We start from the raw sequence: 22,592 nt of genomic DNA on the forward strand, positions 1-22,592 counted from the left end.
AACATTCCGGCACGGGGGCTACGCCATCTGGCTGATGGTCTTGCGAAAGCGCGCCAGCGCGAAGGTAAACAAGGCCGTGCCGATGGCCAGCAGGGCCAGGAACGGTTTCCACACCACGTCGATGCCGGCGCCCCGGTACAGGATCGCCTGGCTCAGTTCGACGAAATGCGTGGTCGGGGCGATAAGCATGATGTTCTGCACCAGTTCGGGCATGCTTTCGCGCGGCGTGCTGCCGCCCGAGAGCATCTGCAGCGGCAGCAGCACGAGGATCAACAGCATGCCGAACTGCGGCATGCTGCGCGCCACGGTGGCCAGGAAAATACCCATCGAGGTGGTGGCAAACAGGTGCAGGGCCGCGCCGCACAGGAACAGCGCGATCGAGCCTTCGATGGGCACATGCAGCATGCCGCGCACCACCAGGTTCAGCGACAGGGCGGCGGCCAGCAGCACCACCAGTCCCATCGACCAGACCTTGCCCAGCATGATCTCGGCCGGCGTCACGGGCATCACCAGCAAGTGCTCGATGGTGCCGTGTTCGCGCTCGCGGATCAGCGCCGCACCCGTCAAAATGATCGACAGCATCGTCACCTGGTTGATGAGTTCCATCAGCGAGCCAAACCACGCCTGGCTCAGCGAAGGATTGAAGCGCGCACGCATCACCAGCTCCACCGGCGAGACCGTCGCGCCGCGATAGCGCTTGGCGAATTCGGAGATTTCACCGGCGACGATCTGCTGGATGTAGCCGCTGCCGCTGAAGGCCTGGCTCATGCGCGTGGCGTCCACGTTCAGCTGCAGCTCCGCCTGGCGCCCGCCGAGCACGTCCGCCTGCAGCTTGGGCGGGATCGTCAGGACGAAGGTGTACTGCCCCGCGTCCAGGCCCGCATCGACCTGGCTCTGGTTGATCATGGCCGGCGGCGTGAACTGCGGCGCAAAGAAGGCCGAGGCGATGCGCCCGGACAGCGGCGAGCCATCCTCGTCGACGATGGCGATCGAGGCCATGTGCAGGGTTTCCGGCTTGGCCGTGGCGGCCACGTAGATCGCCAAAGTGAAGGTGTAGAGGATCAGGATCAGCATCATCGGATCGCGGATCAGGCTCCAGATTTCCTTCACGCCCAGGCGGTAGATGTTTTCAAGATGCCGCATATCAGCTCTCCTGTTTCTTCAGCAGCGCCACCGTCACGCCGAGGATCACGGGGATCGCCACGATCAGGGGCCAGAACGAGGCGTGCAGGTCACCAAAGCCCAGCGCCTTGTTGAACACGCCGCGGCTGATATTGAGCATGTGCGTGGCCGGGTACATCAGGCCGATCGCCTTGCCCACGCCTTCCATCGAGGAGACGGGATTGAGCAGGCCGGAAAACTGGATGGCCGGGATCATGGTGCCGATCATGGTCACGAACAGGGCCGCGATCTGGCTGCGTGTAAACGTCGAAGCGAACAGGCCGATGCCGGTGGCGCAGATATTGAAGATGAACGTGGCGCCGATCAGGGTCAGCAGACTGCCCTTGATCGGCACGCCAAAGGCGGTGACCGCCAGCAGCGCCATGAGGGCGAAGTTGAACATGGCCAGCACGACGTATGGCACCTGCTTGCCGAGCAAGAATTCCAGGCGCGTGACGGGCGTCACGTACAGGTTGATGATGGAGCCCAGTTCCTTTTCACGCACCACGGACAGCGCCGCCAGCATGGCCGGCAGCATCAGCAGCAGCAGGGGAATCACGGCCGGCACCATGGCCGGCAGGCTTTTCACGTCGGGGTTGTAGCGGTAGCGCGTCTGGATGGCGACGGGATTGCTCATCGTGATGCCATAGCGGTGCAGGGCCTGGTCGGCCAGCCACAGCTGATGCATGCCCTGCACGTAGCCCTGCACGGTTTCGGCGCGCATCGGCATGGCGCCGTCGATCCAGGCGCCTACCTGGGCTGGCGCGCCGCGCTGCACGTCGCGCGCAAAGCCGGGCGGAATCTCGATCGCCAGCGACAGTTCGCCGCTGCGCATGCGCTTGTCGATATCGGCATAGTCGCGCAGCGGCGCTCGCTCGACGAAGTAGCGCGAACCGGCCAGGTTGTTCGTGTAATTCTGGCTCAGTGTCGTCTGGTCGTGGTCGAGCACCGCGTAGCTCAAGTCCTCGACGTCGAGGCTGATGCCGAAGCCGATGACGAACAGCAGCAGCACGGAGCCGCCCAGCGCCAGGGTCAGGCGCACGGGGTCGCGGCGCAATTCCAGCGTTTCGCGCCACATGTAGCTGAGCATGCGCCCAAGACTGAAGCGGCTGCGCTGCTGCTTCTGCTGCGGCGCCTGCACTGCCGCCTTTTGGCCCGGCGCCTCGCTTTCCTGCGCTTCGGCCGCTGCCGTGCCGCCGCCCGCCTCTTCCAGGTAGGCGATGAAGGCCGCTTCCAGCGATGGCGCGCCCTTCTTGCGTACCAGTTCGGCCGGCGCATCGCTGACCAGCACTTTACCCGCATGCATCAGCGAGATGCGGTCGCAGCGCTCCGCTTCGTTCATGAAGTGGGTGGAAATGAAAATGGTGACGCGGTCGCGCCGTGCCAGCTCGATCATCAGGCGCCAGAAATTGTCGCGCGCGATCGGGTCGACGCCGGACGTGGGCTCGTCGAGGATCAGCATTTCCGGCTTGTGCACCATGGCCACGGCCAGCGACAAACGCTGGCGTATGCCCAGCGGCAGGCTGTCGGGCAAGTCGTCCATCACGGCGCGCAAGTCGAAGCGCTGCGCCATCTCGTCGATGCGGGCGGCGATTTGCGCTTCCGGCACGTGGAACAGGCGCGCATGCAGCACCAGGTTCTGGCGCACCGTCAGTTCGCTGTACAGCGAGAACGCCTGCGACATGTAGCCGACCCTGCGGCGCGTGTCGATATCGCTGGAATCGACTTCCTTGCCGAACAGCCAGGCCTTGCCTTCCGTCGCCGGCAGCAGGCCCGTGAGCATCTTCATGGTGGTCGACTTGCCGCATCCGTTCGAGCCGAGAAAGCCGAAGATCTCGCCGCGGCCGATGCGGAAATTCACATGATCGACGGCCGTGAAATCGCCGAAGCGCATGGTCAAGTCTTGCGCCTCGATGGCGACGTCCTGCGCGCTGGCGGCATCGAGCGGCGTAATCACCACAGGCTGGTGACCCGCGCGCTTGGCTTCGGGCAGCAGCTTGATGAAGGCCGTTTCCAGGTTGTCGCTTTGCGTGCGCGCCAGCAGTTCGGCCGGCGTGCCCGTATCGAGCACCTTGCCGTCATCCATGGCCACCAGCCAATCGAAGCGCTGCGCCTCGTCCATGTAGGCGGTGGCGACCATCACGCTCATTTGCGGGCGCTGCACGCGAATGCCGGCGATCAGGTCCCAGAACTGGGCGCGCGCCAGCGGATCGACGCCGGTGGTCGGTTCATCGAGAATGAGCAGGTCGGGATCGTGGATCAGCGCGCAGCACAGGCCCAGTTTCTGCTTCATGCCGCCCGACAGCTTGCCCGCCGGGCGCGCCAGGAAGGGCTGCAAGCCCGTGCTGCGGGTCAGCTGGTCGATGCGGCGCCGGCGTTCGGCGGCATCGTGGCCGAACAGGCGCGCGAAAAACTGCAGGTTTTCCTCGACCGACAGGGTCGGATACAGATTCTTGCCCAGGCCTTGCGGCATGTAGGCGATACGGGGGCAGACATCGTCGCGATGGCGCGCATCGCGCATGTCGCCGCCCAGCGCCATCACGCTGCCCTGCTGCACGGCGCGCGCGCCGGCCACCAGCGACAGCAGGCTCGATTTGCCCACGCCATCGGGCCCGATCAAGCCGACCATGCGGCCGGCCGGCACATCGAGGTCGATGGCGTCGAGCGCCACCGTCTTGCCGTAATGCTGGCTGACGCCCTTGATGCTGACGACAAATGGGGTCACGTCCATGGTCACTGCGGAACCTTGGCCGTCAGTTCAGCGGGCCATGCCTGCTGCGCATCGAGACGCACCCAGGCCACGCCGGGCAAGCCCACCTTCACCAGCGCCAGGTGCTTTTGCAGCAGCTCGCGGCTGATCTGCGCTTTCACGCGGAACATCAGCTTCTGGCGCTCGCTGGCCGTTTCCACCGTCTTCGGCGTGAACTGCGCGCTGGCGGCGACAAAGGAAATCGTGGCCGGAATCACGTAATTGGGCGCCGCGTCGAGGATGATGCGCACTTCGCCGCCCATCGCCACCTTGCCGGCCGCCGTCTCGGGCAGGAAGAAGGTCATGTAGACGTCCGACAGGTCGACCAGGTTGAGCACCTTGCCGCCACCGGCCAGCACTTCGCCCTGCTGCGCCACCAGATATTGCACGCGGCCGTCGCGCGGCGCCGCCAGCTGGCCATCGGCCAGGTCGGCGTCGATGCGCGCGGTGGTCGCTTCGGCGGCCGTCACGGCGGAACGCGAACCGACCACTTGCGCCCTGGCCGCGTCGATGGCCGCCTGCGCCGCCGTGACCTGCGCCTTGGATGCATTCAGGGCCGCGGCCACGCTGCGCACGCGGGCGCGGTCGTCGTCGAGTTCCTGCACCGAGGAAGCGCCCTCCTTCGACAAGGTTTCCGAGCGGGCCAGGCGGCGCTTGGCCGCATCGAGTTCGCTTTCACGCTGCGCCACCAGGGCCAGCGCGGCCGCCTTGTCGCTCTCGCGCACGGCCACCTGCGCCTGCGCACCGACCACCGCGTCGGAAGCCTGCTGCTGGCGCGCGCGCGCCTCATCGCGCTGCGCCGTCAGCGAGTCCACCTGCATGGTGGCCAGCGGCTGGCCCGCCTTGACGAAGTCGCCCTCGCGCACGAGGATCTCCTTGACCCTGCCAGCCAGCTTGGTGGCGACGTCGATTTCGGTCGCTTCGATGCGGCCATTGCCGCTGACAAAACCTTCGCCAGGGCCGGTAGGACGCATTTTTTGCCAGGCCACATAGCCCAGCACGAGAACGGCCACGATCAGCGCGGCGGGGATGAGTTTCTTCTTCAGTTGAGCATTCATGGTATCGGGGCGATCAAATTAGTGGGTGGAAGCGGCGGCGGCGACAGGCGCGCCGCCGCCCAGGGCCGCATACAGGCTGACCTGGCTGGAGAGCAGCGCGCGGCGCGTCTGCACCAGTTGCTGCTCGACCGTCAGCAGGTCGCGCTGCGCATCGAGCACTTCGAGGTAGGGCGCGGCGCCATTGTCATAGCGCAGTTTGGCCAGGCGTGCGCGTTCGCTCTGCGCGGCCAGGGTAGTCTTGCCGATGTCGACCTGCAGCGCCAGCCAGCGCCGGTTCGACAACGCGTCGGCCACTTCGCGAAACGCGCCCTGCACGCTCTTTTCATAATTGGCCACGGCCACGTCACGGCGCACCTCGGCCAGGTCCATGTTGGCGCGGATGCGGCCCGCGTCAAAGATCGGCAGCACCAGGCGCGGCGCGAAATTCCAGGCGCCGCTACCCGAGTCGAACAGGCCGCTCAATTCCGCGCTGGCCGTGCCGTAGGCCGCCGTCAGCGAAATGGTCGGGAAGAAGGCGGCGCGCGCGGCGCCGATATTGGCTTGCGCGGCACGCAGCTGATGCTCGGCCGCCATCAGGTCGGGACGCTGCGTGAGTAAAGCCGAGGGCAGGCCCGCATGCAGCGGCTGCAGCACGCTGGCGTCGTCGAAGCGGCGCACCTCAGCAGCCACCGGCGTCAGGTCGACCGGGCCGCCCACCAACTGGGCCAGCGCGTGCGCCTGCACGGCGCGCGCCTGCTCCAGCTGCGCCGACAGCGACAAGGCCTGGCTGAGCAGGGTTTCCACCTGCGTCAGGTCCAGCTTGGAAATCGAACCGACCTCGAAGCGACGCGTAAAGATGCGCAGCGACTCGGCACGGCTGTCGACCGTGGCACGCGCCAGCGCCACCCGCTCATCGAGTTCGCGCAAGCCCAGGTAGCCATTGGCCACCTGCGCCACCAGGGCCACGCCGACGGCGCGGCGCGCCTCGTCGCTGGCCAGCAGGGTTTGCAGCGCGCTGTCCTTCAGGCTGCGCACGCGGCCCCAGAAATCGAGCTCCCAGGCGCTCACGTTCAAGCCCGTTTGGTACTGCGCGCTCGTCATGGGACGGCCCGTCACGCTCAGGTCACCGGGCACGCGCGCACGGCTGCCGGAGGCGCCCAGCGCAATGGTGGGGAATTGTTCCGCGCGCTGGATGCCATACGCGGCGCGCGCCTCTTCCACGCGCAGGGCGGCGATGCGAATATCGCGGTTGCCGGCCAGCGCCTGCGCAATCAGCGCCTGCAGGCGCGCGTCGGCAAAGTAGGCTTGCCAGGCGATGTCCGCCGCGTGCGCGCCGGCGGGATCGATTTCCGGATACTGCGCCGCCACGGGTAGCGGCGGTGGCGCGTACGGCGGCGCCATCGAGGCGCAGCCGGCCAGGGCCAGCGTGGCGGCCAGTGCAGTGGCCAGCGCGGCCATCCTGGCGCACGCAGATAAAGCGGGAACAGGCATGATCATCTTCTTCCAGTCAATTCAGAATGTTGTAGCCGCCGTCGACATACAAGGTGCCGCCCGTGATGGCGCGTGCGCCGTCGCCGGCGAGGAAGGCGCACAGCGCGCCCACGTCCTCGATGGTGGCCAGGCAGCGCATGGGCGAGCATTCGATGGCATCGGCCATCAGGCGGTCGAAATGGGCAATGCCGGAAGCGGCCCGCGTCTCCAGGGGCCCCGGCGAGATGGCATTGACGCGGATGCCTTGCGGACCCAGTTCCGCCGCCAGGTAGCGCACCGATGCTTCCAGCGCCGCCTTCACGGGACCCATCAGGCCATAGTCGGCGATGACTTCCTCGGCGCCCAGGTAACTCATGGTCATCAGGCTGCCACCGTCCGGCATCAGCGGTTCGGCCAGCTTCGCCATGCGCATGAAGGAGTGGCAGGAGATATCCATCGCCTGCGCGAAGCCGTCAGCCGAACTGTCCGTGACGCGGCCATGCAAGTCTTGTTTGGGTGCGTAAGCGATGGAATGGACGACGAAATCGAGCCGCCCCCACTGCTGCTCGATCTGCGCAAACAGCGCTTCGAGCTGGCCCGGCACGGCCACGTCGAGGGGCGCCATGATGGCCGCCTGCACTTGCTGCGCCAGCGGTTCCACATGTGGACGCGCCTTGTCATTGAGCCAGGTCACGGCCAGTTCGGCGCCGGCCGCGCGCAAAGCGCTGGCGCAGCCCCAGGCGATGCTTTGCGCGTTAGCGATACCCACCACCAGCCCACGCTTGCCCTGCAATGGCAAGTACTGCTGCAAGGCGGCCGTCATGCCTGAACTGGACGCAAGGCGGGCCAAGGCGTGGCCGCGTTCACGCAGCGCACCGCGCCAGCGCGCATGGCGGCGGCGCAAGTGGCCAGGGTGACGCCGCCGGCGCGCGCATACGGCAAAGCAATGGGAGTGTGGGGGTGTAAGGTACTGCACGCGTCAGGCGCGGGGATCTGCATCTTCATGAATCGGGCTTCCGTCACTGAAATTCGAGGCCAGCACCAGTGCGTTCTCGGGGAACTGGTACGGGGCGAAATTACTCTACAGCATTTAGAAGCGTGATTCGTGATGAGTCCGGTCCGCATGCATAATGCTTTTGAGCTAGGTCAACTATAAGTGCGATTGCGGCAATGCAGCATTGATGTAAATCAAATTTTACCTCAATATTAACTAAATGAAATATTTTTCAGGCAAGCGTGCGGGCATGCCCATTTGATAACTCTGCTGGGCTGACAGGAAGAAAAAGGACTTTGCCAGCGCAGTTGGGCATTGCTGTAAAAACAAGCAGCGCTGGGCGGCGGCGGATGGCAGGCAGCGGGGGAGAGATGGACTGGGGACCATGCTATTGCATTGCAACATGGCCCACCATACCTTGCGGAACTGCGCTGAACGGCCTTATTGGCGCGACGCCGCAGGACGCGAATACAGGTCGATGATGGTGCTGATGCCATCCTGGCATACGGAGCAGAACGTCTCGCTGCGGTCGAACATGATGCACTGCATCTCGGGCCGGTAGTAGCCGGACGACTCGTAGTTCGCGCCTTCGAAAGCGCCCACCGCATGGCGCTGCGGCGCCTTCGAGAACAGCTGCTGCGTGTACGCCAGGTCGGCCTTGAACAAGTCGCTCATCTCGCTTTCCGGGCGGTTGGCCGCGCGCAGGGCGGCGCGCTGCTTCTGGTATTGGCGCGCATGGCTGTCGTACGCTTCCTTCGGCCATGGCGTCGGCAGCGGCGTGCCTGCCTTGACGTGGTTCTGCCATTTCAGCCTGGCCGGATCGCGCAGCGCCGTGGCGTTCGGCTCCCACGGCTCCTGCCGCTCGCCATTCGACTGATAAGCCACGGGCGAGGTGTAGTACTCGTCGGCCAGGCCGGCGAAATGGTGGCCGAATTCATGCACGAACAGGTAATTGGCCCAGTCGTTGTTGGCTGCGGCCGTGCTGAACTGGCCGAAGATGCCGCCACCGCCGTAGGTATCGTTATTGACGAGGATTTCGATGAATTCATACGGCGCATACTGCGCCAGGTCGCGCAGGGCGCGGTTGTCCGTCGTCAGCACATAACGCTCGCTGCCGAAAATATCGTAGCGCGTGCCCAGCGGCGACGCATGGTGCACGCCCGTTGATGGACGCGACACGCCCGATTCCTGCGTCGGCGCGGCCATGGCCCACACGTTGAAGTCATTGGCCCGCTCGCGGAACGGCGAGACCGTAAACAGGTGCTCGGCCAATTTCCGCGCCGTCGCTTCGAACTTGCCCATTTCGGCGGCCGTGTAGCCGTCGCCCATGATCAGCAGGTCGACCTTCCCGGACGAGGGGCCACTGATGCGGATCGGGATCGGCTTGACGGGTGCCGGCGGCTGCTTGCGGATCACGTCCTGCGCGGCCGGGTCGACATCGGTGCTCCACACAATGGAAAACAGGCCGCGCTCGTCGCGCTTGAGGATGCGCACGCGCACGGGGTGCTCGGGCTGCGGGAAACGCACGGATTCCTGGAACGCGCGCGTGGTGGTTTTCGCTTCATCGGTACTGGCCCATTCACCGAAAATGGTGGAGAAGCCGCGCGAATACAGCACCTTGCCCGACTTGATGTCGACCACTTCCAGCAGGTTGTTGCCACGGTTGCTGTCATCGATGGGGCGCGCCAGGTTGCCCGGCCATGGCAAGGGCTCGACCAGCACGCGCTCGACCGCATAATGCTCGCCCAGCGCATTGCCACTGTGCTGGTAATCGAGGCGCATGGTGGCCGGCTGGGCGGCACCGGCAGCGTGCGCGACAGGGACGATGCCGGCGGCCAGCGCCAGCGCGCAGAGGAAGGATCGAATCGGGGTCTGCTGCATTTCATTCCTGACACGGTAGAAAAACGGGTAAAAGAAGCGGTTTTCCAAACAAACAGCGGCGCCAGCGGCGGGCATGGAAAAATCCGGTGCGGCACATTGTAGCGACAGGAATACGCACTGCAAAGCACCTATTTCACGCACCCGCTTGACCGCGCCACGCAATCCATTTATATTAGACTGACTAGTCGATCAATTAAAAGGATAGCCAACCGCCATGCGCACCATCGATCCCGGCAAACACGCGGCCCGTCGCGACGCCATTCTCGCCGCCGCGCGCACTTGCTTCGCCCGCAAGGGCTTTCACCAGACCAGCACCGCCGCCATCTGCGCGCAAGCGGGCATGAGTCCTGGCAACCTGTTTCACTACTTCCCCACCAAGCAAGCCATCATCGCCGCCATCGTCGACCAGGAAGGCAGCGAGACGGCCGCCTATTTCACCGGCGTGCAAGGCGGCGCCGATGCGTACGGCGCCCTGCTCGACTTCATGGACCTGGTGCTGGCGCTGGCGGCCGACGGGGATTTTGCGGGACTGGCGCTGGACATTTCCGCCGAAGCGATGCGCGATCCAGATATCGCGGCCAGGGTGGCGCGCAACGATGCCGTGCTGCGTGCCGGCGTGCAGGCGCTGCTGGAAAGCGCTGCTGCGCGAGGTCAGGTCGACGCCGCGCTCGACCCCGCGCAAACGGCCGGCTGGATCGCCGCGCTGATCGACGGCATCTTCAACCGGGTCGCCGTCGATCCCGATTATGCACCGCCGGCGCAGCGCGCCAGCCTGCACCTGCTATTGGCGCGCTTCCTGCGCCCTGCCCTGGCATGAGCGCCTCCATGCAAACCCGGCCCACGCGCATCGCCGACGTCGACGCCCTGCGCGGTTGCGCCCTGTTCGGCATTTTGGTCGTCAATATCGGCGCCTTCGCCACGCCGTGGTTCGGCCTGGGCTTGACCGATCCGGCCTTTCACGGCGGCGTGGACCGCGCCACGCATTTTCTCGTCGCGCTGCTGTTCGAGACCAAGTTCTATCTGCTGTTTTCCTTCCTGTTCGGCTACAGCTTCACCTTGCAGATGCAGGCGGCGGCGCGCGCCGACGCGCCGTTCGTGCCGCGCATGCTGCGCCGGCAAGCGGGCCTGTGGCTGATCGGCGCCCTGCATGCCGTGTTGCTGTTTCATGGCGACATACTCACCACCTACGCCCTGCTGGGCATCGTGCTGCTGGCAGTGCACCGCTGTGGCGAACGGCCCGCCCTGACCTTGGCCTTGATCCTCATCGCCGTCTGCGTGGCATTCTGGGCGGGTATGGCCTGGCTGCAAAGCCTGCAGCCGGCGGGCGACGCGGCGGACAACGCCGTGGCGATGGTGCAGAAGGCGGCGACCGCGCTGGCCGCCTACCGCGCCACCCCGGCCACCGTCGTCCATCAGCATTTGCGCGAACTGAGTGACATCTGGATCGTCCTGCTGCTGGTGCAAGCGCCGTGCGCACTGGCCATGTTCCTGTGCGGCCTGGCCGCCGGCAAGCGCGAGATGCTGCTGCACGCCAGCGCATACCTGCCGCTGCGCCGCCGCCTTCTATGCGTGGACGTCCGTGTATGCGCAAAGCCAGGCATGGCAGGTGGCGGGACTGGCCGCAGGACTGGCGAGCGCGCCGCTGCTGGCCGGCGCCTACGTGGCGCTGGCGCTGGCCCTGTTCGAGCGCCTGCGTGACGGCACGCTGTTTGCGCTGCTGGCCGATACGGGCCGCATGGCGCTGTCGAACTACCTGCTGCAGTCGGCCATCTGTGCCTGGCTGTTCCTTGCGTATGGCGCACGGCTGATGGGCAGCGTCTCGCCGCTCGGTGCGCTGGCGCTGGCTGTCATCATCTTTTGCGTGCAGCTGCCACTGAGCCGCTGGTGGCTGCGCGGCCACGCTTATGGCCCCGTCGAGTGGCTGCTCAGGGCATTGACGATCGCCGCGTGGCCCCGCTGGCGGCGATCGCGCGCCGCCTATTTGTAGCGGTACAGGGGCTGGCGCAGCTGGATCGGGCGGATATCGAGGCGCAACTTCAGCACCGAATACGCTTCCGCCTCGGTCGAACTGTAGCCGACGCTGTTGACCGTTTTACTGAAGCGGAACTCGAAGCCCAGATCCGGGTACGGGTCGCGCGGGTTGCCGAAGGCGATGCCGATGGCTTCCTGCTGCGCGTTGTCGATCAGGTTGCCCATCAGGTCGAGCACGGCGTTATTGCCGAGGATATCGTTGGTAAACACGGGTTCGCGCATGTCGGGTTGGTTCGGATCGAGCTTGTTGTCGGCCTTGTCCGGTGACGGCGTAAATACGCGCGTGACGAGGTTGAATTTGTCGCCCCGGTCCAGATAGCTGATGGCCGCGTTGCTGATATTGAAATTTTTCACGCCACGGTCGCTGATGGCGCCCGACAGGTCGATCAGCAAGGCGCCGCTGTAGCCGATGACTTCCACGTCGCGCATGGCGTCGACCACCATGGCGCTGTTTTCATCGATACCCAGTCCCAGGTGATAGCCTTTTTTCAGCATCACGGGAATCATGCGCGCAAAGCGCCCGCGTACCAGCAGATGCTGGTCCACGAAGACATCGCTGCCGATGAAGCCCAGGCCCGGCGCAATCTCGCGGCCGTCCGTGACGCCCATCTTGAGCATGTCGAGCACGGGCTTGGCGTCATAGAACATGGTGGTGCTCATGATGGCGGCGCCGGCGCTGGAACCGGCGATCACGCCGCCATTGCGATAGACCGACCAGATGGCTTCCAGCGCGGCCGTGCGGCTGCCGTCCGGGCGCAGCAAGGCTTGCGTGATGCGGCCCTGGTCGCCGCCGGCAAAATAGATGCCGGTGGCCGACTTGATCTGCGTGACGATGGCCGGATCTTCGGCCGCCTTGCGGTAATCGCGATTGGGCAGCTTGACGGCCAGCGGCACGAAAAAGGCATCGGCGCCATATTGATTGAGTTTTTTAATGATGCTTTCACCCGACTTTTCGGGATTCATCGCAGCCGAGGCCAGCACGGCGATCCGCGCGCCCGGCCCGCCCGACAACTTGACGATGCGCTGCCAGACTTCGGCATTGTCGGCGCGCAGGCCGCCGCCGATGATGACGAGGGTGCCCTGCGGGGCGCTGCCGATGGCACTGCCGCCAGGCGCCGCCACGGCATGGAAGCTGCACAATGCCAGCGCGAACAGCAGCGCGGCGCGGAAGGTGTGATACAGGCTTGAAGATGATTTCATGGTGCCTCTCGAATACATGGAAAGGGGCACGCGCCTGGCGCGCGCCCTTGCTGCCAAAACTGCTGCTTGCAACCCAACGCCATCGAGCTACGATACTACCCGCTGCGTGTGACAGCCGTATTGCGGTATCTCCTGCTTTGCCGCCTTATTTGAAGCTGTAATTGGCGCTGGCATAGAAGCGCCGGCCGCGCGGGTCCGAATAAGTAGGGTCATAGCCGGACAGGAAGTAGTACGCCTGGTTCGAGTACGGCGGGCTGGTATTGAACAGATTCTGTATGCCCGCGCGCAGCTTGAACTGCTTGCTGACCGCATACGCGCCCGACATGTCCCACAGCGTGTAGGCCTTCACCCGGTTCGGCTTGACCACGCTGCCATCGTCCGTGTTGATGGCCGAGTTCTGGTCATCGTAGCCTGTCGAATACGTGTTCGACAGGCTGGCCGAATACGGGCCGTTATCCCAGTCCAGCGTGATCGTATGGCGCCAGCGCTGTACCACGCCCTCCGTGACGAATTTATTCAAGTTACTGATAAACACGTCTCCAGGGCTGGTCTGGATTTTCGAATCGAGCACGTAGGTGCCGCTCAGGTGGCCACCGAAACGCCCCCACGCCGTTTTCACGCCATGCAGGTCGGCCGTGATATCGATGCCCGAGGCTTTTTGCGCGCCGCGGTTCTCCTTGCGCAGCTCGATGTAGTCGATTTCATTGTCTTCGTCGCGGTGCACCAGGTTGCCGTACTTGGACAGGTTGGACAGGATGATGTCGTCGCCGATTTCGCTGATCAGGTTCGTGCGCTTGATGTTCCAGTAGTCGGCACTGAAGGTCCAGTGCTGGCTCGGTTCGAGCACCAGGCCGGCCGTGAACTGGCGGCTGCGTTCCGGTTTCAGCTTGTCGTTGCTGTAGCGGCGCGTACGCCAGTTATCGGCGCAGACAGAGTAGTCGTTGTCCTCGGCTTCGCAGTACACGGGATCGGGCAGGGTCGCCGTCTGGCTGTAGACGGTGGGCCGGTGCAAGTCCGACATCGATGGCGCACGGAAGCCTTTGCCGGCCGAGGCGCGCAGCAGCACCTGCTTGCTGGGCATGTAGGTCAGGCCGATTTTAGGACTCAAGGCGCCGCCCACCTGCTGGTAATGGTCATAGCGGCCCGAGAGCTGCGCCTGCCACTGCTTGCTGAATGGCAGCAGCAGTTCGCTGTAGATGGCCTGCACATTGCGGCTGTCGCTGGTGGCCTTGCCCCCTTCTGGCGCGTCATCGTTGGTGATGTTATTACTCATCAACAATGCGGATGGCCGGAAGTCCGTGCGCTCGCGCCGCACTTCGCCGCCCACGGCCAGCGCCAGGTCGCCGCCGCCCAGTGCCATCAGCGCGCGCGACACCTTGAAATCGAGCGAGTCCATGACGCCGCGCGCATGCCGCACTTCGTCGTTGACCTGGATACTATCGAGCAGTGCCTTGCCTGCCGCGCTGGACGGGCCGAACGGATTGATGGAGCCATCCGTGATGCCCTTCTGAAGCTGGTCGGCCAGGAGGTAGCCGTGCGTGTCCTTGTCCCTGACCACGTTGACGCTGTGATTCAAGCCAACGTCGTAATCCCAGCCGCCCACGGTGCCGGTAGCGCCCACCACGTAACGCTGGCTTTCGCTGGTCAATTCGCTGGTGCGCATGCCCGCTTCGTTCAGGCGGATGCGCAGGGCCAGCGTGCCAGTCAGCCCGGCCGCGCTCAGCTGCGGCACCATGCTGGCGTCGATTTCGCCATCCGGCCGCGCTGTCGATCCCACGTAATAGCTGCGCGAACGGCTCAACGCCACCTCCGCATACAGTTGGTGGTCATTGTTCAATTTGAGGACGCCGCGCGTCAGCAGGTTCTGCTTGTCCGTCTTCGGATACAGCTCGGTGTCGCCCATGTAGTTATAGGTACACGCATCGACACCGCCCGTGCCCGACGGCAGATACACATTGGCAGGGCCGCTGCAGCCAGGAATCGACAGGTTGATGAGGCGATTCGTGATCGGCTTCCCATTGAGCAGGAAGCCCTGTTCCTGCAGGTAGTCGCGCTGGTCGCTGGAGAGGCGAATATTCGCCGGACTGGTATAGCTCGACAACAAATGGCCGAGGCGTTCCGGCACATACAGGTTCGGAATGAACTTGCGCTGCGAAGTGCTCAGGCGGTCGGTTTTTTGCAGGTCGACCACGGCAAAGATATTGTAGCCATCCGCCGCCAGGTCGCCCGTGCCGGCCGTGATGCTGGCCGTGCGCTTGCCGGCACCGCCTTCCTGCGTGCCGCTGCCGTAGACATTCAGCTCCACGCCCTGGTAATCCTTGCGCGTAATAAAATTGATGACGCCGCCGATGGCGTCCGTGCCGTACAGGGCCGAAGCACCGTCGAGCAATACTTCCACGCGCTGCAGGGCGGCGGCGGGAATGTTATTCAGGTCCACGCCCGCATCGTCGCCGGGCGAGGCAAAGTTGGCCATGCGCCGGCCATTGAGCAGCACCAGCGTGGACGAAGTGCCCACGCCGCGCAGGTTGGCGCTGTTGAAGCCGCGCTGGTCGCCGCCCACATTAATGCTGACGCCATCGGTCAGGCCGCCCACGTTGGCCGACACGCGCGCCATCAGCTCGGCCGCCGTCGTCACGCCCGCCTTTTCGATATCGGCGCGCGTGATGACCTGCACCGGCAGCGCCGTCTCCGATTCCAGGCGTTTGATGGCCGACCCCGTGATCTCCACGCGCTGCATTTTTTTCTGCGCCGGCTCGCCATCCCGCGCCAGCTCCTGTTCCTGCGCCTGCGCGCCGCTGGCCAGCATGCCCAGCGCCGCCGACACGCTCAAGGCGCCCAGCGCCAGGCGCACGCCTTGCGCCAGCAGCGACTCGCGTGGCAATACGGAACCGCCATCTTGTCTTTTCATGTACATTGCAACTCTCCCCGATGGTATATATCTGATTTTTATCATGATTTTTTCACTGCCTTGCGCTGCCTGGATACTGCTTTCCGGGGCCCCGGCACGCCATGCTCGCCGCCGTACAGATAGGCGGCGATGACTTCGCTCAAGCGGGCCGCTTTTTCAACGTTCTTCTTGTTCGACACCATCAGCGCCACGGCCAGCGCCTCGATCATGGCCAGCGCCGTGCTGGCGCTGCTGGGCAGGACGGGATGCGTGCTTTGCGCATACAGCGCGTGATCGGCCAGTTCGGCCAGGGGGGACGCGGGAGAGTCGGTGAGCGCCACGATGCAGGCGCCGCGGTCGCGCGCGAAGCTGGCCAGGCCGATGCAGTCGAGCGTGTAGCGGGGGAACGAGATCACCACCAGCACGTCGTGCGCCGTCAGGTTGACCAGATGCCCGGCCGCCACTTCCGAACCGCCGATGCCCACCACTTCCACCACATGCGGGCAAAACGGCTGCAGATGCTGCACCAGCATGCCCGCCAGATTGGCCGACAGGCCAAAACCCATCACATACACTACCTTGGCGCGCGTCAGGCGCCGCACCACGGCCTGCATGGCGGGCGGCGACAGGGCATCGGACGTGGCGGCGATATTCGCGGCCGCATACTCCAGGCTTTCCGTGACGGGTGATGTGGCGCGCGCACGCCGTTCTATCGTACGGCGCAATTTGTCGACTGGCTGCAACAGCGATTGCAGGGTTTCGGCCATGGCGCCGCGCATGGCCGAATAATTCTTTTGCCCGATGTCGCGCGCGAAGCGACTGATGGTCGCCGTCGATACCTGGCAGCTATCGGCCAGCTCCTCGATGCCCAGCGCCGTCACGCGCATCTGGTTGCGCAGCAGGTAATCGGCGATCTGCCGCTGCGAGGCCGAGCCGCTGGCCAGCACGTGCATCAGCGTTTGCCCCAGCGGCGATTGCGCGAAGGCGGCATCGGGCGACGCCAGGGCGGCGGCCACGGGCGTGCGGGAGCTGTTGCGGGCAGGACTGGCGGATGATTTCATATCACTGGCGGCCTGTGTTCTTGTGTATGGCGGATGACGGTTAAAAAGGCGAAAACGGGTCGCTGGAACTTACTCTACTCATATCAAAAAGAAAACTCAACAAATATTTGTAAAAGGATTTTCATTGATTTACTTCGTGAAAATAATGCTACATAATCGACCGAAATCCATCAACCGCGCCCCGTTTTGGGGCGAATTTACCATGCAAGTACAACAGCATCCCATCTCCAGCGCGCACGCCAGCGTAGCGTGCCAGTTGAGCAGCTTTCACTTTGGCACGGCGGCGGCCGGCAGCCGCAGTGGCAAGAAGGTGTATATCCAGGCGGCGCTGCACGCGGACGAAGTGCCGGGCATGCTGGTATCGCAATTTTTGCGCCGCGAACTGCTGGCGCTGGAGGCGGCGGGCAAGATCCACGGCGAAGTGATCCTGGTACCGGCCGCCAATCCCATCGGCCTGGCGCAAGCCATCCATGGCGCGCCGTTCGGCCGCTTCGACCTGACCACCGGCATCAACTTCAACCGCGCCTACCGCCACGTGGCCGATGAACTGAAAACCACGCTCGATGGCAAGCTGGGGCAGGATGCGCAAGCCAACGTGGCGCTGATACGCCAGCATGCGCGCGACGCCGTCGCCGCCTGGCGGCCGTCCACGGATGCGGAGACGCTGAAAAAGACGCTGCTGGGCATGGCCATCGATGCCGACATCGTACTCGACCTGCATTGCGATAACGAGGCGGCCCTGCACATCTATACGGGCACGCCGCTGGCGGCGCAGATCGCGCCCCTGTCCGCGCTGCTGGGCGCGCGCGCCGTGCTGCTGGAACTGGCGGCCGGCGAAGAGCCGTTCGACGAAGCCTGCAGCCGCCTGTGGTGGGACCTGGACGCACACTTCCAGGGCCGCTATCCGATTCCCGCCGCCTGCCTGTCGACCACCGTCGAATTGCGCGGCGAAGTGGAAGTGAGCTACGCCCTGGCAGAGCGCGACGCCACCGCCCTGCTGCGCTTTCTTGCCATCGAGGGCGTACTGGAGATAGCCGGCGCCGGCGACGACCTGCCCGCACCGCAATGCGCTCCCACGCCGCTGGCCGGCGTGGAACCGATCCTCGCGCCGCATCACGGCGTACTGGTGTACCTGCGCGAAATGGGCGAGGTGCTGGCCGCCGGCGATGCGCTGGCCGACCTGATCGATCCGGTCAGCGGCGAGACGACGACCTTGCGCTGCAGCGTCGCCGGAGTCTTCTTTGCGCGCAGCGCCCACCGCCACGTCTTGCGCGGCATGAACGTCGGCAAGGTCGCCGGCGCCATCGCCTTCCGCGACGGCAGCCTGTTGAGCCAATAAATGTCACCCATGAGAAAGTTCAAGCTCCCCAACACCTTCGTCCTGCTGTGCGGCATCCTGGCCATGATCGCGCTGGCGACCTGGCTGGTGCCGGGCGGGAAATTCGACACGCAACTGGTGAACGGCAAGCAGCTGATCATTCCCGGCACGTTTCACTACGTGGACAACAAGCCGCAGGGACTGGCCGCGCTGATGATGGCGCCCATCAAGGGCTTCGTCGACGCCAGCCTGATCATCGGCTTCATCCTGATCGTCGGCGGCGCCTTCGCCGTGCTGCAAAAAACGGAAGCCTTCGATTCGCTGATCAAGGCCATCGCCAAGGCGCATACCAGTTCGCGCTTCGTGCGCGCCGCCATCATTCCCGTCTTCTTCACCATGTTCTCGCTGGGCGGCGCCACTTTCGGCATGAACGAGGAAGCCATTCCCTTCATCCTGATCTTCGTGCCGCTGGCGCTGGCGCTGGGCTATGACACCATCACGGGCGTGTCGATTCCCTTCATCGGTTCGCAGGTGGGCTTTTCCGCCGCCTTTTTAAATCCGTTCAACGTCGGCATCGCGCAGGGCATCGCCGGCGTGCCGATCTTTTCCGGCATCGGCTACCGCCTGATCGTATGGGCCATCGCCACGGCCGTCAGCATCGTATTTTTGATGTGGTATGCGGCGCGCATCAAGCGCCATCCGGAAAAAAGCCCGACCTACCTGCTCGACATCGAAAAGCGCAACGAGCATTCGATGGACCTCGACAGCTTTGCCGGCATGACCCGCACGCACCGCGCGGTGCTGTGGATTTTCATGGCGACTTTGCTGACGATGGTCGTCGGCGTCGTCAAGTACGACTGGTTCATCGATGAAATCGCCGCCCTGTTCCTGGTGATGGCCATCGTCGTCGGCCTGGTTGGCCGGCTCGACATGGACAGCCTGGTGGCGTCCTTCGTGCAAGGCGCGCGCGACATGGTCAGCGTGGCGCTGGTCATCGCGCTGGCGCGCGGCACCATGATCCTGGCGCGCGATGCGCAGATCATCGACACCATGCTGCATGCGCTCACGCCCCTGGTGGCGTCGTCAAGCCCCGTCTTTGCCGCGCAAAAGATGTTCTTCATGCAGTCGGTGATCAACTTCTTCATCCATTCCGGCAGCGGCCAGGCGGCGCTGACCATGCCCATCATGGCGCCGCTGGCCGACCTGGTGGGCGTGACGCGCCAGACGGCCATCCTGGCTTTCCAGTTCGGCGAATTCACCACGCCGATGATTCCCACCTCCGGCATCACCGTCGGCGTGCTGGCGCTGGCGCGCGTGCCGTGGATTACCTGGGCCAAGTGGATGATCCCGCTGCAGCTGATTTATCTGGTGCTGGCGCTGCTGCTATTGATTCCGCCGTGCCTGATGCACTGGCAGTAAATACCCCGGCCATGGCGACACCCAGGCCCCATGGCTTTTTTGCGCCCGACTCTCAAGGTAATCAATCAACGCTGGTAGATGTCCGGCATATAGCGTTCCATCAGCGTTTCCGGGCGCAGCGGCGCCGTGAAACTGTAACGCGCGTACAGCGTATGCGCCGTGCCGGTGGCCAGCATGAAACGGCGCAGTCCCTGCAAGTCGGAATGTGCCATGACGGCTTCCATCAGGCGCTTGCTATAGCCGCGGCCCCGGTACTCTTCCAGTACATACACGTCGACCAGATAGGCAAACGTGGCGTAGTCACTGACCACGCGCGCGAACGCCACCTGGCGGCCGTCAAGCGTGCCGCCAAAGCATAGAGAATGGTCGATGGCGCGCTGTACGGTAGCCAGCGGGATGCCGATGGCCCATGTCGATTGCGTGCTGAGAAAATGGTGGATGGCTGGAACGTCGAGTTCCGCCTTGTCGGTGCTGATCATCAAATGTGACATCGCGCAGGCCCTGCTAGCGTTAAAAGCACGATCATCGGCCTTTTTGCTGCGGCTGTCACCAGGGCTGGATAGAACCGGGGGCGCCACCCGTTCTGCCTGTCCGTGATGCGGTGTTGCTGTTTGCTGCGGATGCTGCTTGTACTGCCGGCAATGCCATCGCCGCGCTTACAGGGCGGCTTTTTCTTCGGCGCTCAGACGCTTGGCGCTGACGTACACGGTGTGCATGGCGGCTTGATCGGCGCTGGCGGCGATGGGGGCTGGCGCGGCGCGAAATTTCGGCACGGCGGCGGTGGCCAGGCTGGTTGCGGCGGCGATGGCGATGATGGCAACGAAGATGGCTTCCATGTTTTTAGCGATGTTCATGATGGTGTCCTTTGAGTGGCTGGTTGTGTGTTGCGATGATTGAACTGTAGGCCGATCGCCCCTGAACTGCCATCGGATTGCGACCAAACGCACGATTCGCGGGACAGAATACAAAAAGCCCGGATGGAACGCAGAACAGCATCCGCAGCGTCGCATTTGACGCGTGCCAGCCCCATTCCCGGCCATTTCAGCGCCCTGCAAGCCCCTAAAAGCCCTACCGCAGGCCAACCTTGTTTATAATCGCCTTACACTAAAGGACTTCTTTCATGACTGATCAATTCTCCAAAAAGGGCGAAGCCTGGTCGGCCCGGTTTTCCGAACCGGTCTCGGACCTCGTCAAGCGCTACACAGCTTCTGTATTTTTTGACAAGCGCCTGGCGCTGTTCGACATCGAAGGTTCGCTGGCCCATGCGGAAATGCTGCATGCGCAAGCCATCATCAGCCCGGCCGACTACGCTGAAATCGTGCGCGGCATGGCGCAAATCTCGCAGGAAATCGCCGCCGGCCAGTTCGAATGGCTGCTGGACCTGGAAGATGTCCACCTGAATATCGAAAAACGCCTGACCGAACTGGTAGGCGATGCGGGCAAGCGATTGCACACGGGCCGTTCACGCAACGACCAGGTGGCCACCGACATCCGCCTGTACGTGCGTTCCGCCATCGACGACATCACCGCCCTGCTGGCGACGTTCCGCAGCGCGCTGACGGACCTGGCCGAACAGCATGCCGACACCATCATGCCGGGATTTACCCACATGCAGGTGGCCCAGCCGATCACCTTCGGCCATCACATGCTGGCGTATGTCGAGATGTTCGGCCGCGATGCCGAGCGCATGGCCGATTGCCGCAAGCGCGTCAACCGCCTGCCGCTGGGCGCCGCCGCCCTGGCCGGCACCACCTTCCCCATCGACCGCCTGCGCGTGGCAAAAACGCTGGGCTTTGACGACGTCTGCCACAACTCGCTCGACGCCGTGTCGGACCGTGATTTCGCCATCGAATTTTGCGCCGCTGCCGCCGTGCTGATGATGCACGTGTCGCGCATGGCCGAGGAATTGGTGATCTGGATGAGCCCTCGCATCGGCTTCATCGACATCGCCGACCGCTTCTGCACTGGCTCGTCGATCATGCCGCAAAAGAAAAACCCGGACGTACCGGAACTGGCGCGTGGCAAGACGGGCCGCGTGTATGGCCACCTGATTGGCCTCTTGACCCTGATGAAAGGCCAGCCGCTGGCCTACAACAAGGATAACCAGGAAGACAAGGAACCGTTGTTTGACACCGTCGACACCGTCATCGACACCTTGCGCATCTTCGCCGACATGGCCGGCGGCATCACGGTAAAACCGGAAGCGATGCGCGCGGCAGCCCTGCAGGGTTATGCCACGGCGACCGACCTGGCCGACTACCTGGTCAAGAAGGGCTTGCCGTTCCGCGACGCCCATGAAGCGGTGGCCCTGGCCGTGCGCGCCTGCGTCGATGCCGGTTGCGACCTGGCCGACCTGTCGCTGGAGCAGCTGCGCGCGTTTTCCCCGTTGACCGGTGAAGACGTGTTTGAAGTGCTGACGCTGGAAGGCTCCGTCGCCGCGCGCGACCACGTGGGCGGCACCGCGCCGCGCCAGGTGCGCGCCGCGATCGCCCGCGTGCGCACGCAACTGGAAAAATAAACCGCGCTTGCGCGCTCAAGCGCCCCGCTGCATCGCTGCAGCGGGGCGTTTTTCATTGCGCGACGATTTTCGACAGCACGGAAAAAGCGGCCCCCGTCTGCGATGCTTCCAGCAGCAAGGTCAGCTCCGTATACGTGCAGATGATATTGATCAGGTTGATGCGCTCCCAGGCCAGGCGCTTGAGGATGGCGTGATACACGCCCGGCGTATAGCAGGTTTCGGGCGCCAGATGCAAGGTCACGGCCGTCACCCGTTCCAGGCGCGCCAGTTCCTGCTCTTCGCCGAACACCTCTTCCACCAGCGCATGCAGCGAACGGCTGCAGATCACCATCACCTCGTTGACGCCGCGCGTGACGGTAATGAACGTGCCGCGCTGGGGCGCTGCCAGCGCCAGCAACTGGCGCTGGCAGGCATACGTCTGGTCGGAGTAGCGGTAGGTAAAAATCATCAATTCGCTGCGCGTGGACAGTTCGCCCGCGCGGTGCGCCAACACGATCTCGCCGCTTTTCTGCTGCGGCATCCGCTCGGCCAGGCGGCGCAGCGCCATCACCACGGCGGCCTGCCCCACCGGTTTCCACAGGTCGGTCTGCAATTGCGGCTGCAACTGGCGCGCCAGTTCCGACAAGTTGAGCAAGCCCCGGCCCAGCCCCTCGCTGAGAAACGCCGATTCCATCACGATCTGTTCCACTTTGGTCGCTATCGAAAGCATAGTTTTTCGGGCCGGTGATTCCGGTGCACGCACCAGGAGCCGGCAACCCTTCCTGAAAAAAGGATGCACTGCGCCAGCGGCCACGCCGGGTGGCGCGGTCGGACTCGCTGAAAAGCCCCCGTCGCAGGGGGAGGAGCCGAATAGCGGCGGCTAGGAA

18 protein-coding genes are annotated in these 22,592 nt (G+C 64.3%); 6 read left to right on the forward strand and 12 right to left on the reverse strand.

Going from position 1 to position 22,592, the window contains the following annotated elements:
* Nucleotides 1–18: 18 nt before the first annotated feature.
* The 6 genes from O0882_RS05955 to O0882_RS05980 form a co-directional block, all read right to left on the reverse strand.
* Nucleotides 19–1,143 carry an ABC transporter permease gene (locus O0882_RS05955; protein ID WP_099762101.1) on the reverse strand — a complete coding sequence of 375 codons (1,125 nt, stop codon included), beginning with the start codon at nt 1,141–1,143 and terminating at the stop codon, nt 19–21.
* A 1-nt stretch (nt 1,144) separates the two neighbouring features.
* Nucleotides 1,145–3,892 (reverse strand): ribosome-associated ATPase/putative transporter RbbA, encoded by a 2,748-nt coding sequence (gene rbbA / locus O0882_RS05960; protein ID WP_289946100.1) that lies wholly within the window; start codon nt 3,890–3,892, stop codon nt 1,145–1,147.
* 2 nt (nt 3,893–3,894) lie between these two features.
* The gene (locus O0882_RS05965) at nt 3,895–4,968 is read right to left on the reverse strand and encodes an HlyD family efflux transporter periplasmic adaptor subunit (RefSeq protein ID WP_289946101.1); all 1,074 of its coding nucleotides are present in this window, start codon (nt 4,966–4,968) and stop codon (nt 3,895–3,897) included.
* Between the two features lie 18 nt (nt 4,969–4,986).
* On the reverse strand, nt 4,987–6,444 hold the full coding sequence (locus O0882_RS05970) for an efflux transporter outer membrane subunit (protein WP_289946106.1): 1,458 nt from the start codon (nt 6,442–6,444) through the stop codon (nt 4,987–4,989).
* A 10-nt stretch (nt 6,445–6,454) separates the two neighbouring features.
* Nucleotides 6,455–7,240, reverse strand: coding sequence for an enoyl-ACP reductase FabI (gene fabI, locus O0882_RS05975; RefSeq protein ID WP_289946110.1), 786 nt, complete (start codon nt 7,238–7,240; stop codon nt 6,455–6,457).
* Nucleotides 7,241–7,852: 612 nt separating this feature from the next.
* Entirely contained in the window at nt 7,853–9,292 is a 1,440-nt protein-coding gene (locus tag O0882_RS05980; RefSeq protein WP_289946112.1) for an IgA Peptidase M64, read from the reverse strand.
* A 214-nt stretch (nt 9,293–9,506) separates the two neighbouring features.
* Here O0882_RS05980 and O0882_RS05985 point away from each other — a divergent pair, with 214 nt between their 5' ends.
* Genes O0882_RS05985 through O0882_RS29070 form a run of 3 tightly spaced genes read left to right on the forward strand, consistent with a single transcriptional unit; the run spans nt 9,507 to nt 11,279 of the window.
* A complete protein-coding gene (locus O0882_RS05985) occupies nt 9,507–10,109 on the forward strand; it encodes a TetR/AcrR family transcriptional regulator (RefSeq protein WP_289946114.1) in 603 nt (200 codons plus the stop codon).
* A gap of 8 nt (nt 10,110–10,117) precedes the next feature.
* Nucleotides 10,118–10,990: a hypothetical protein gene (locus O0882_RS05990; RefSeq protein WP_354670245.1), complete on the forward strand. Its 873-nt coding sequence runs from the start codon at nt 10,118–10,120 to the stop codon at nt 10,988–10,990.
* Entirely contained in the window at nt 10,899–11,279 is a 381-nt protein-coding gene (locus O0882_RS29070; protein ID WP_354670246.1) for a DUF418 domain-containing protein, read from the forward strand. Before O0882_RS05990 ends, O0882_RS29070 begins: the two co-directional genes overlap by 92 nt.
* On the opposite strand, the gene O0882_RS05995 is transcribed toward O0882_RS29070, so the two are convergent.
* From O0882_RS05995 to O0882_RS06005, 3 genes are all read right to left on the reverse strand, one after another.
* Nucleotides 11,270–12,523: a cyanophycinase gene (locus O0882_RS05995; RefSeq protein WP_289946115.1), complete on the reverse strand. Its 1,254-nt coding sequence runs from the start codon at nt 12,521–12,523 to the stop codon at nt 11,270–11,272. The two genes, O0882_RS29070 and O0882_RS05995, sit on opposite strands and share 10 nt — an antisense overlap.
* 145 nt (nt 12,524–12,668) lie before the next feature.
* Nucleotides 12,669–15,437 carry a TonB-dependent receptor gene (locus tag O0882_RS06000; RefSeq protein ID WP_289946116.1) on the reverse strand — a complete coding sequence of 923 codons (2,769 nt, stop codon included), beginning with the start codon at nt 15,435–15,437 and terminating at the stop codon, nt 12,669–12,671.
* Nucleotides 15,438–15,472: 35 nt separating this feature from the next.
* Nucleotides 15,473–16,471: a MurR/RpiR family transcriptional regulator gene (locus O0882_RS06005; protein ID WP_289946117.1), complete on the reverse strand. Its 999-nt coding sequence runs from the start codon at nt 16,469–16,471 to the stop codon at nt 15,473–15,475.
* Nucleotides 16,472–16,673: 202 nt separating this feature from the next.
* Here O0882_RS06005 and O0882_RS06010 point away from each other — a divergent pair, with 202 nt between their 5' ends.
* Together O0882_RS06010 and O0882_RS06015 are read left to right on the forward strand one after the other, a co-directional pair.
* Nucleotides 16,674–17,810 carry a succinylglutamate desuccinylase/aspartoacylase family protein gene (locus tag O0882_RS06010; RefSeq protein ID WP_289946119.1) on the forward strand — a complete coding sequence of 379 codons (1,137 nt, stop codon included), beginning with the start codon at nt 16,674–16,676 and terminating at the stop codon, nt 17,808–17,810.
* A 9-nt stretch (nt 17,811–17,819) separates the two neighbouring features.
* Nucleotides 17,820–19,208 (forward strand): YfcC family protein, encoded by a 1,389-nt coding sequence (locus O0882_RS06015; RefSeq protein ID WP_289946120.1) that lies wholly within the window; start codon nt 17,820–17,822, stop codon nt 19,206–19,208.
* A gap of 65 nt (nt 19,209–19,273) precedes the next feature.
* Here O0882_RS06015 and O0882_RS06020 read toward each other — a convergent pair whose 3' ends face one another.
* Together O0882_RS06020 and O0882_RS06025 are read right to left on the reverse strand one after the other, a co-directional pair.
* A complete protein-coding gene (locus tag O0882_RS06020) occupies nt 19,274–19,699 on the reverse strand; it encodes a GNAT family N-acetyltransferase (protein WP_289946122.1) in 426 nt (141 codons plus the stop codon).
* A gap of 165 nt (nt 19,700–19,864) precedes the next feature.
* Nucleotides 19,865–20,062, reverse strand: a complete 198-nt coding sequence (locus O0882_RS06025) for a hypothetical protein (RefSeq protein ID WP_289946124.1) — start codon at nt 20,060–20,062, stop codon at nt 19,865–19,867.
* A 266-nt stretch (nt 20,063–20,328) separates the two neighbouring features.
* Here O0882_RS06025 and argH point away from each other — a divergent pair, with 266 nt between their 5' ends.
* Nucleotides 20,329–21,726, forward strand: a complete 1,398-nt coding sequence (gene argH / locus O0882_RS06030; RefSeq protein WP_219115461.1) for an argininosuccinate lyase — start codon at nt 20,329–20,331, stop codon at nt 21,724–21,726.
* Between the two features lie 52 nt (nt 21,727–21,778).
* On the opposite strand, the gene O0882_RS06035 is transcribed toward argH, so the two are convergent.
* Nucleotides 21,779–22,435 carry a hypothetical protein gene (locus tag O0882_RS06035; RefSeq protein ID WP_096237898.1) on the reverse strand — a complete coding sequence of 219 codons (657 nt, stop codon included), beginning with the start codon at nt 22,433–22,435 and terminating at the stop codon, nt 21,779–21,781.
* Between the last annotated feature and the right edge of the window lie 157 nt (nt 22,436–22,592).

The sequence above is a fragment of the Janthinobacterium sp. SUN073 genome (assembly GCF_030397665.1).
Taxonomy (GTDB): Bacteria; Pseudomonadota; Gammaproteobacteria; order Burkholderiales; family Burkholderiaceae_D; genus Janthinobacterium.

Excerpts from the sequence above, each read along its gene's own strand:
- O0882_RS05955 (WP_099762101.1), bottom strand. The coding sequence starts at position 1,143 with ATGCGGCATCTTGAAAACATCTACCGCCTGGGCGTGAAGGAAATCTGG.
- rbbA (WP_289946100.1), bottom strand. The coding sequence starts at position 3,892 with ATGGACGTGACCCCATTTGTCGTCAGCATCAAGGGCGTCAGCCAGCAT.
- O0882_RS05965 (WP_289946101.1), bottom strand. The coding sequence starts at position 4,968 with ATGAATGCTCAACTGAAGAAGAAACTCATCCCCGCCGCGCTGATCGTG.
- O0882_RS05970 (WP_289946106.1), bottom strand. The coding sequence starts at position 6,444 with ATGATCATGCCTGTTCCCGCTTTATCTGCGTGCGCCAGGATGGCCGCG.
- fabI (WP_289946110.1), bottom strand. The coding sequence starts at position 7,240 with ATGACGGCCGCCTTGCAGCAGTACTTGCCATTGCAGGGCAAGCGTGGG.
- O0882_RS05980 (WP_289946112.1), bottom strand. The coding sequence starts at position 9,292 with ATGCAGCAGACCCCGATTCGATCCTTCCTCTGCGCGCTGGCGCTGGCC.
- O0882_RS05985 (WP_289946114.1), top strand. The coding sequence starts at position 9,507 with ATGCGCACCATCGATCCCGGCAAACACGCGGCCCGTCGCGACGCCATT.
- O0882_RS05990 (WP_354670245.1), top strand. The coding sequence starts at position 10,118 with ATGCAAACCCGGCCCACGCGCATCGCCGACGTCGACGCCCTGCGCGGT.
- O0882_RS05995 (WP_289946115.1), bottom strand. The coding sequence starts at position 12,523 with ATGAAATCATCTTCAAGCCTGTATCACACCTTCCGCGCCGCGCTGCTG.
- O0882_RS06000 (WP_289946116.1), bottom strand. The coding sequence starts at position 15,437 with ATGTACATGAAAAGACAAGATGGCGGTTCCGTATTGCCACGCGAGTCG.
- O0882_RS06005 (WP_289946117.1), bottom strand. The coding sequence starts at position 16,471 with ATGAAATCATCCGCCAGTCCTGCCCGCAACAGCTCCCGCACGCCCGTG.
- O0882_RS06010 (WP_289946119.1), top strand. The coding sequence starts at position 16,674 with ATGCAAGTACAACAGCATCCCATCTCCAGCGCGCACGCCAGCGTAGCG.
- O0882_RS06015 (WP_289946120.1), top strand. The coding sequence starts at position 17,820 with ATGAGAAAGTTCAAGCTCCCCAACACCTTCGTCCTGCTGTGCGGCATC.
- O0882_RS06020 (WP_289946122.1), bottom strand. The coding sequence starts at position 19,699 with ATGTCACATTTGATGATCAGCACCGACAAGGCGGAACTCGACGTTCCA.
- O0882_RS06025 (WP_289946124.1), bottom strand. The coding sequence starts at position 20,062 with ATGAACATCGCTAAAAACATGGAAGCCATCTTCGTTGCCATCATCGCC.
- argH (WP_219115461.1), top strand. The coding sequence starts at position 20,329 with ATGACTGATCAATTCTCCAAAAAGGGCGAAGCCTGGTCGGCCCGGTTT.
- O0882_RS06035 (WP_096237898.1), bottom strand. The coding sequence starts at position 22,435 with ATGCTTTCGATAGCGACCAAAGTGGAACAGATCGTGATGGAATCGGCG.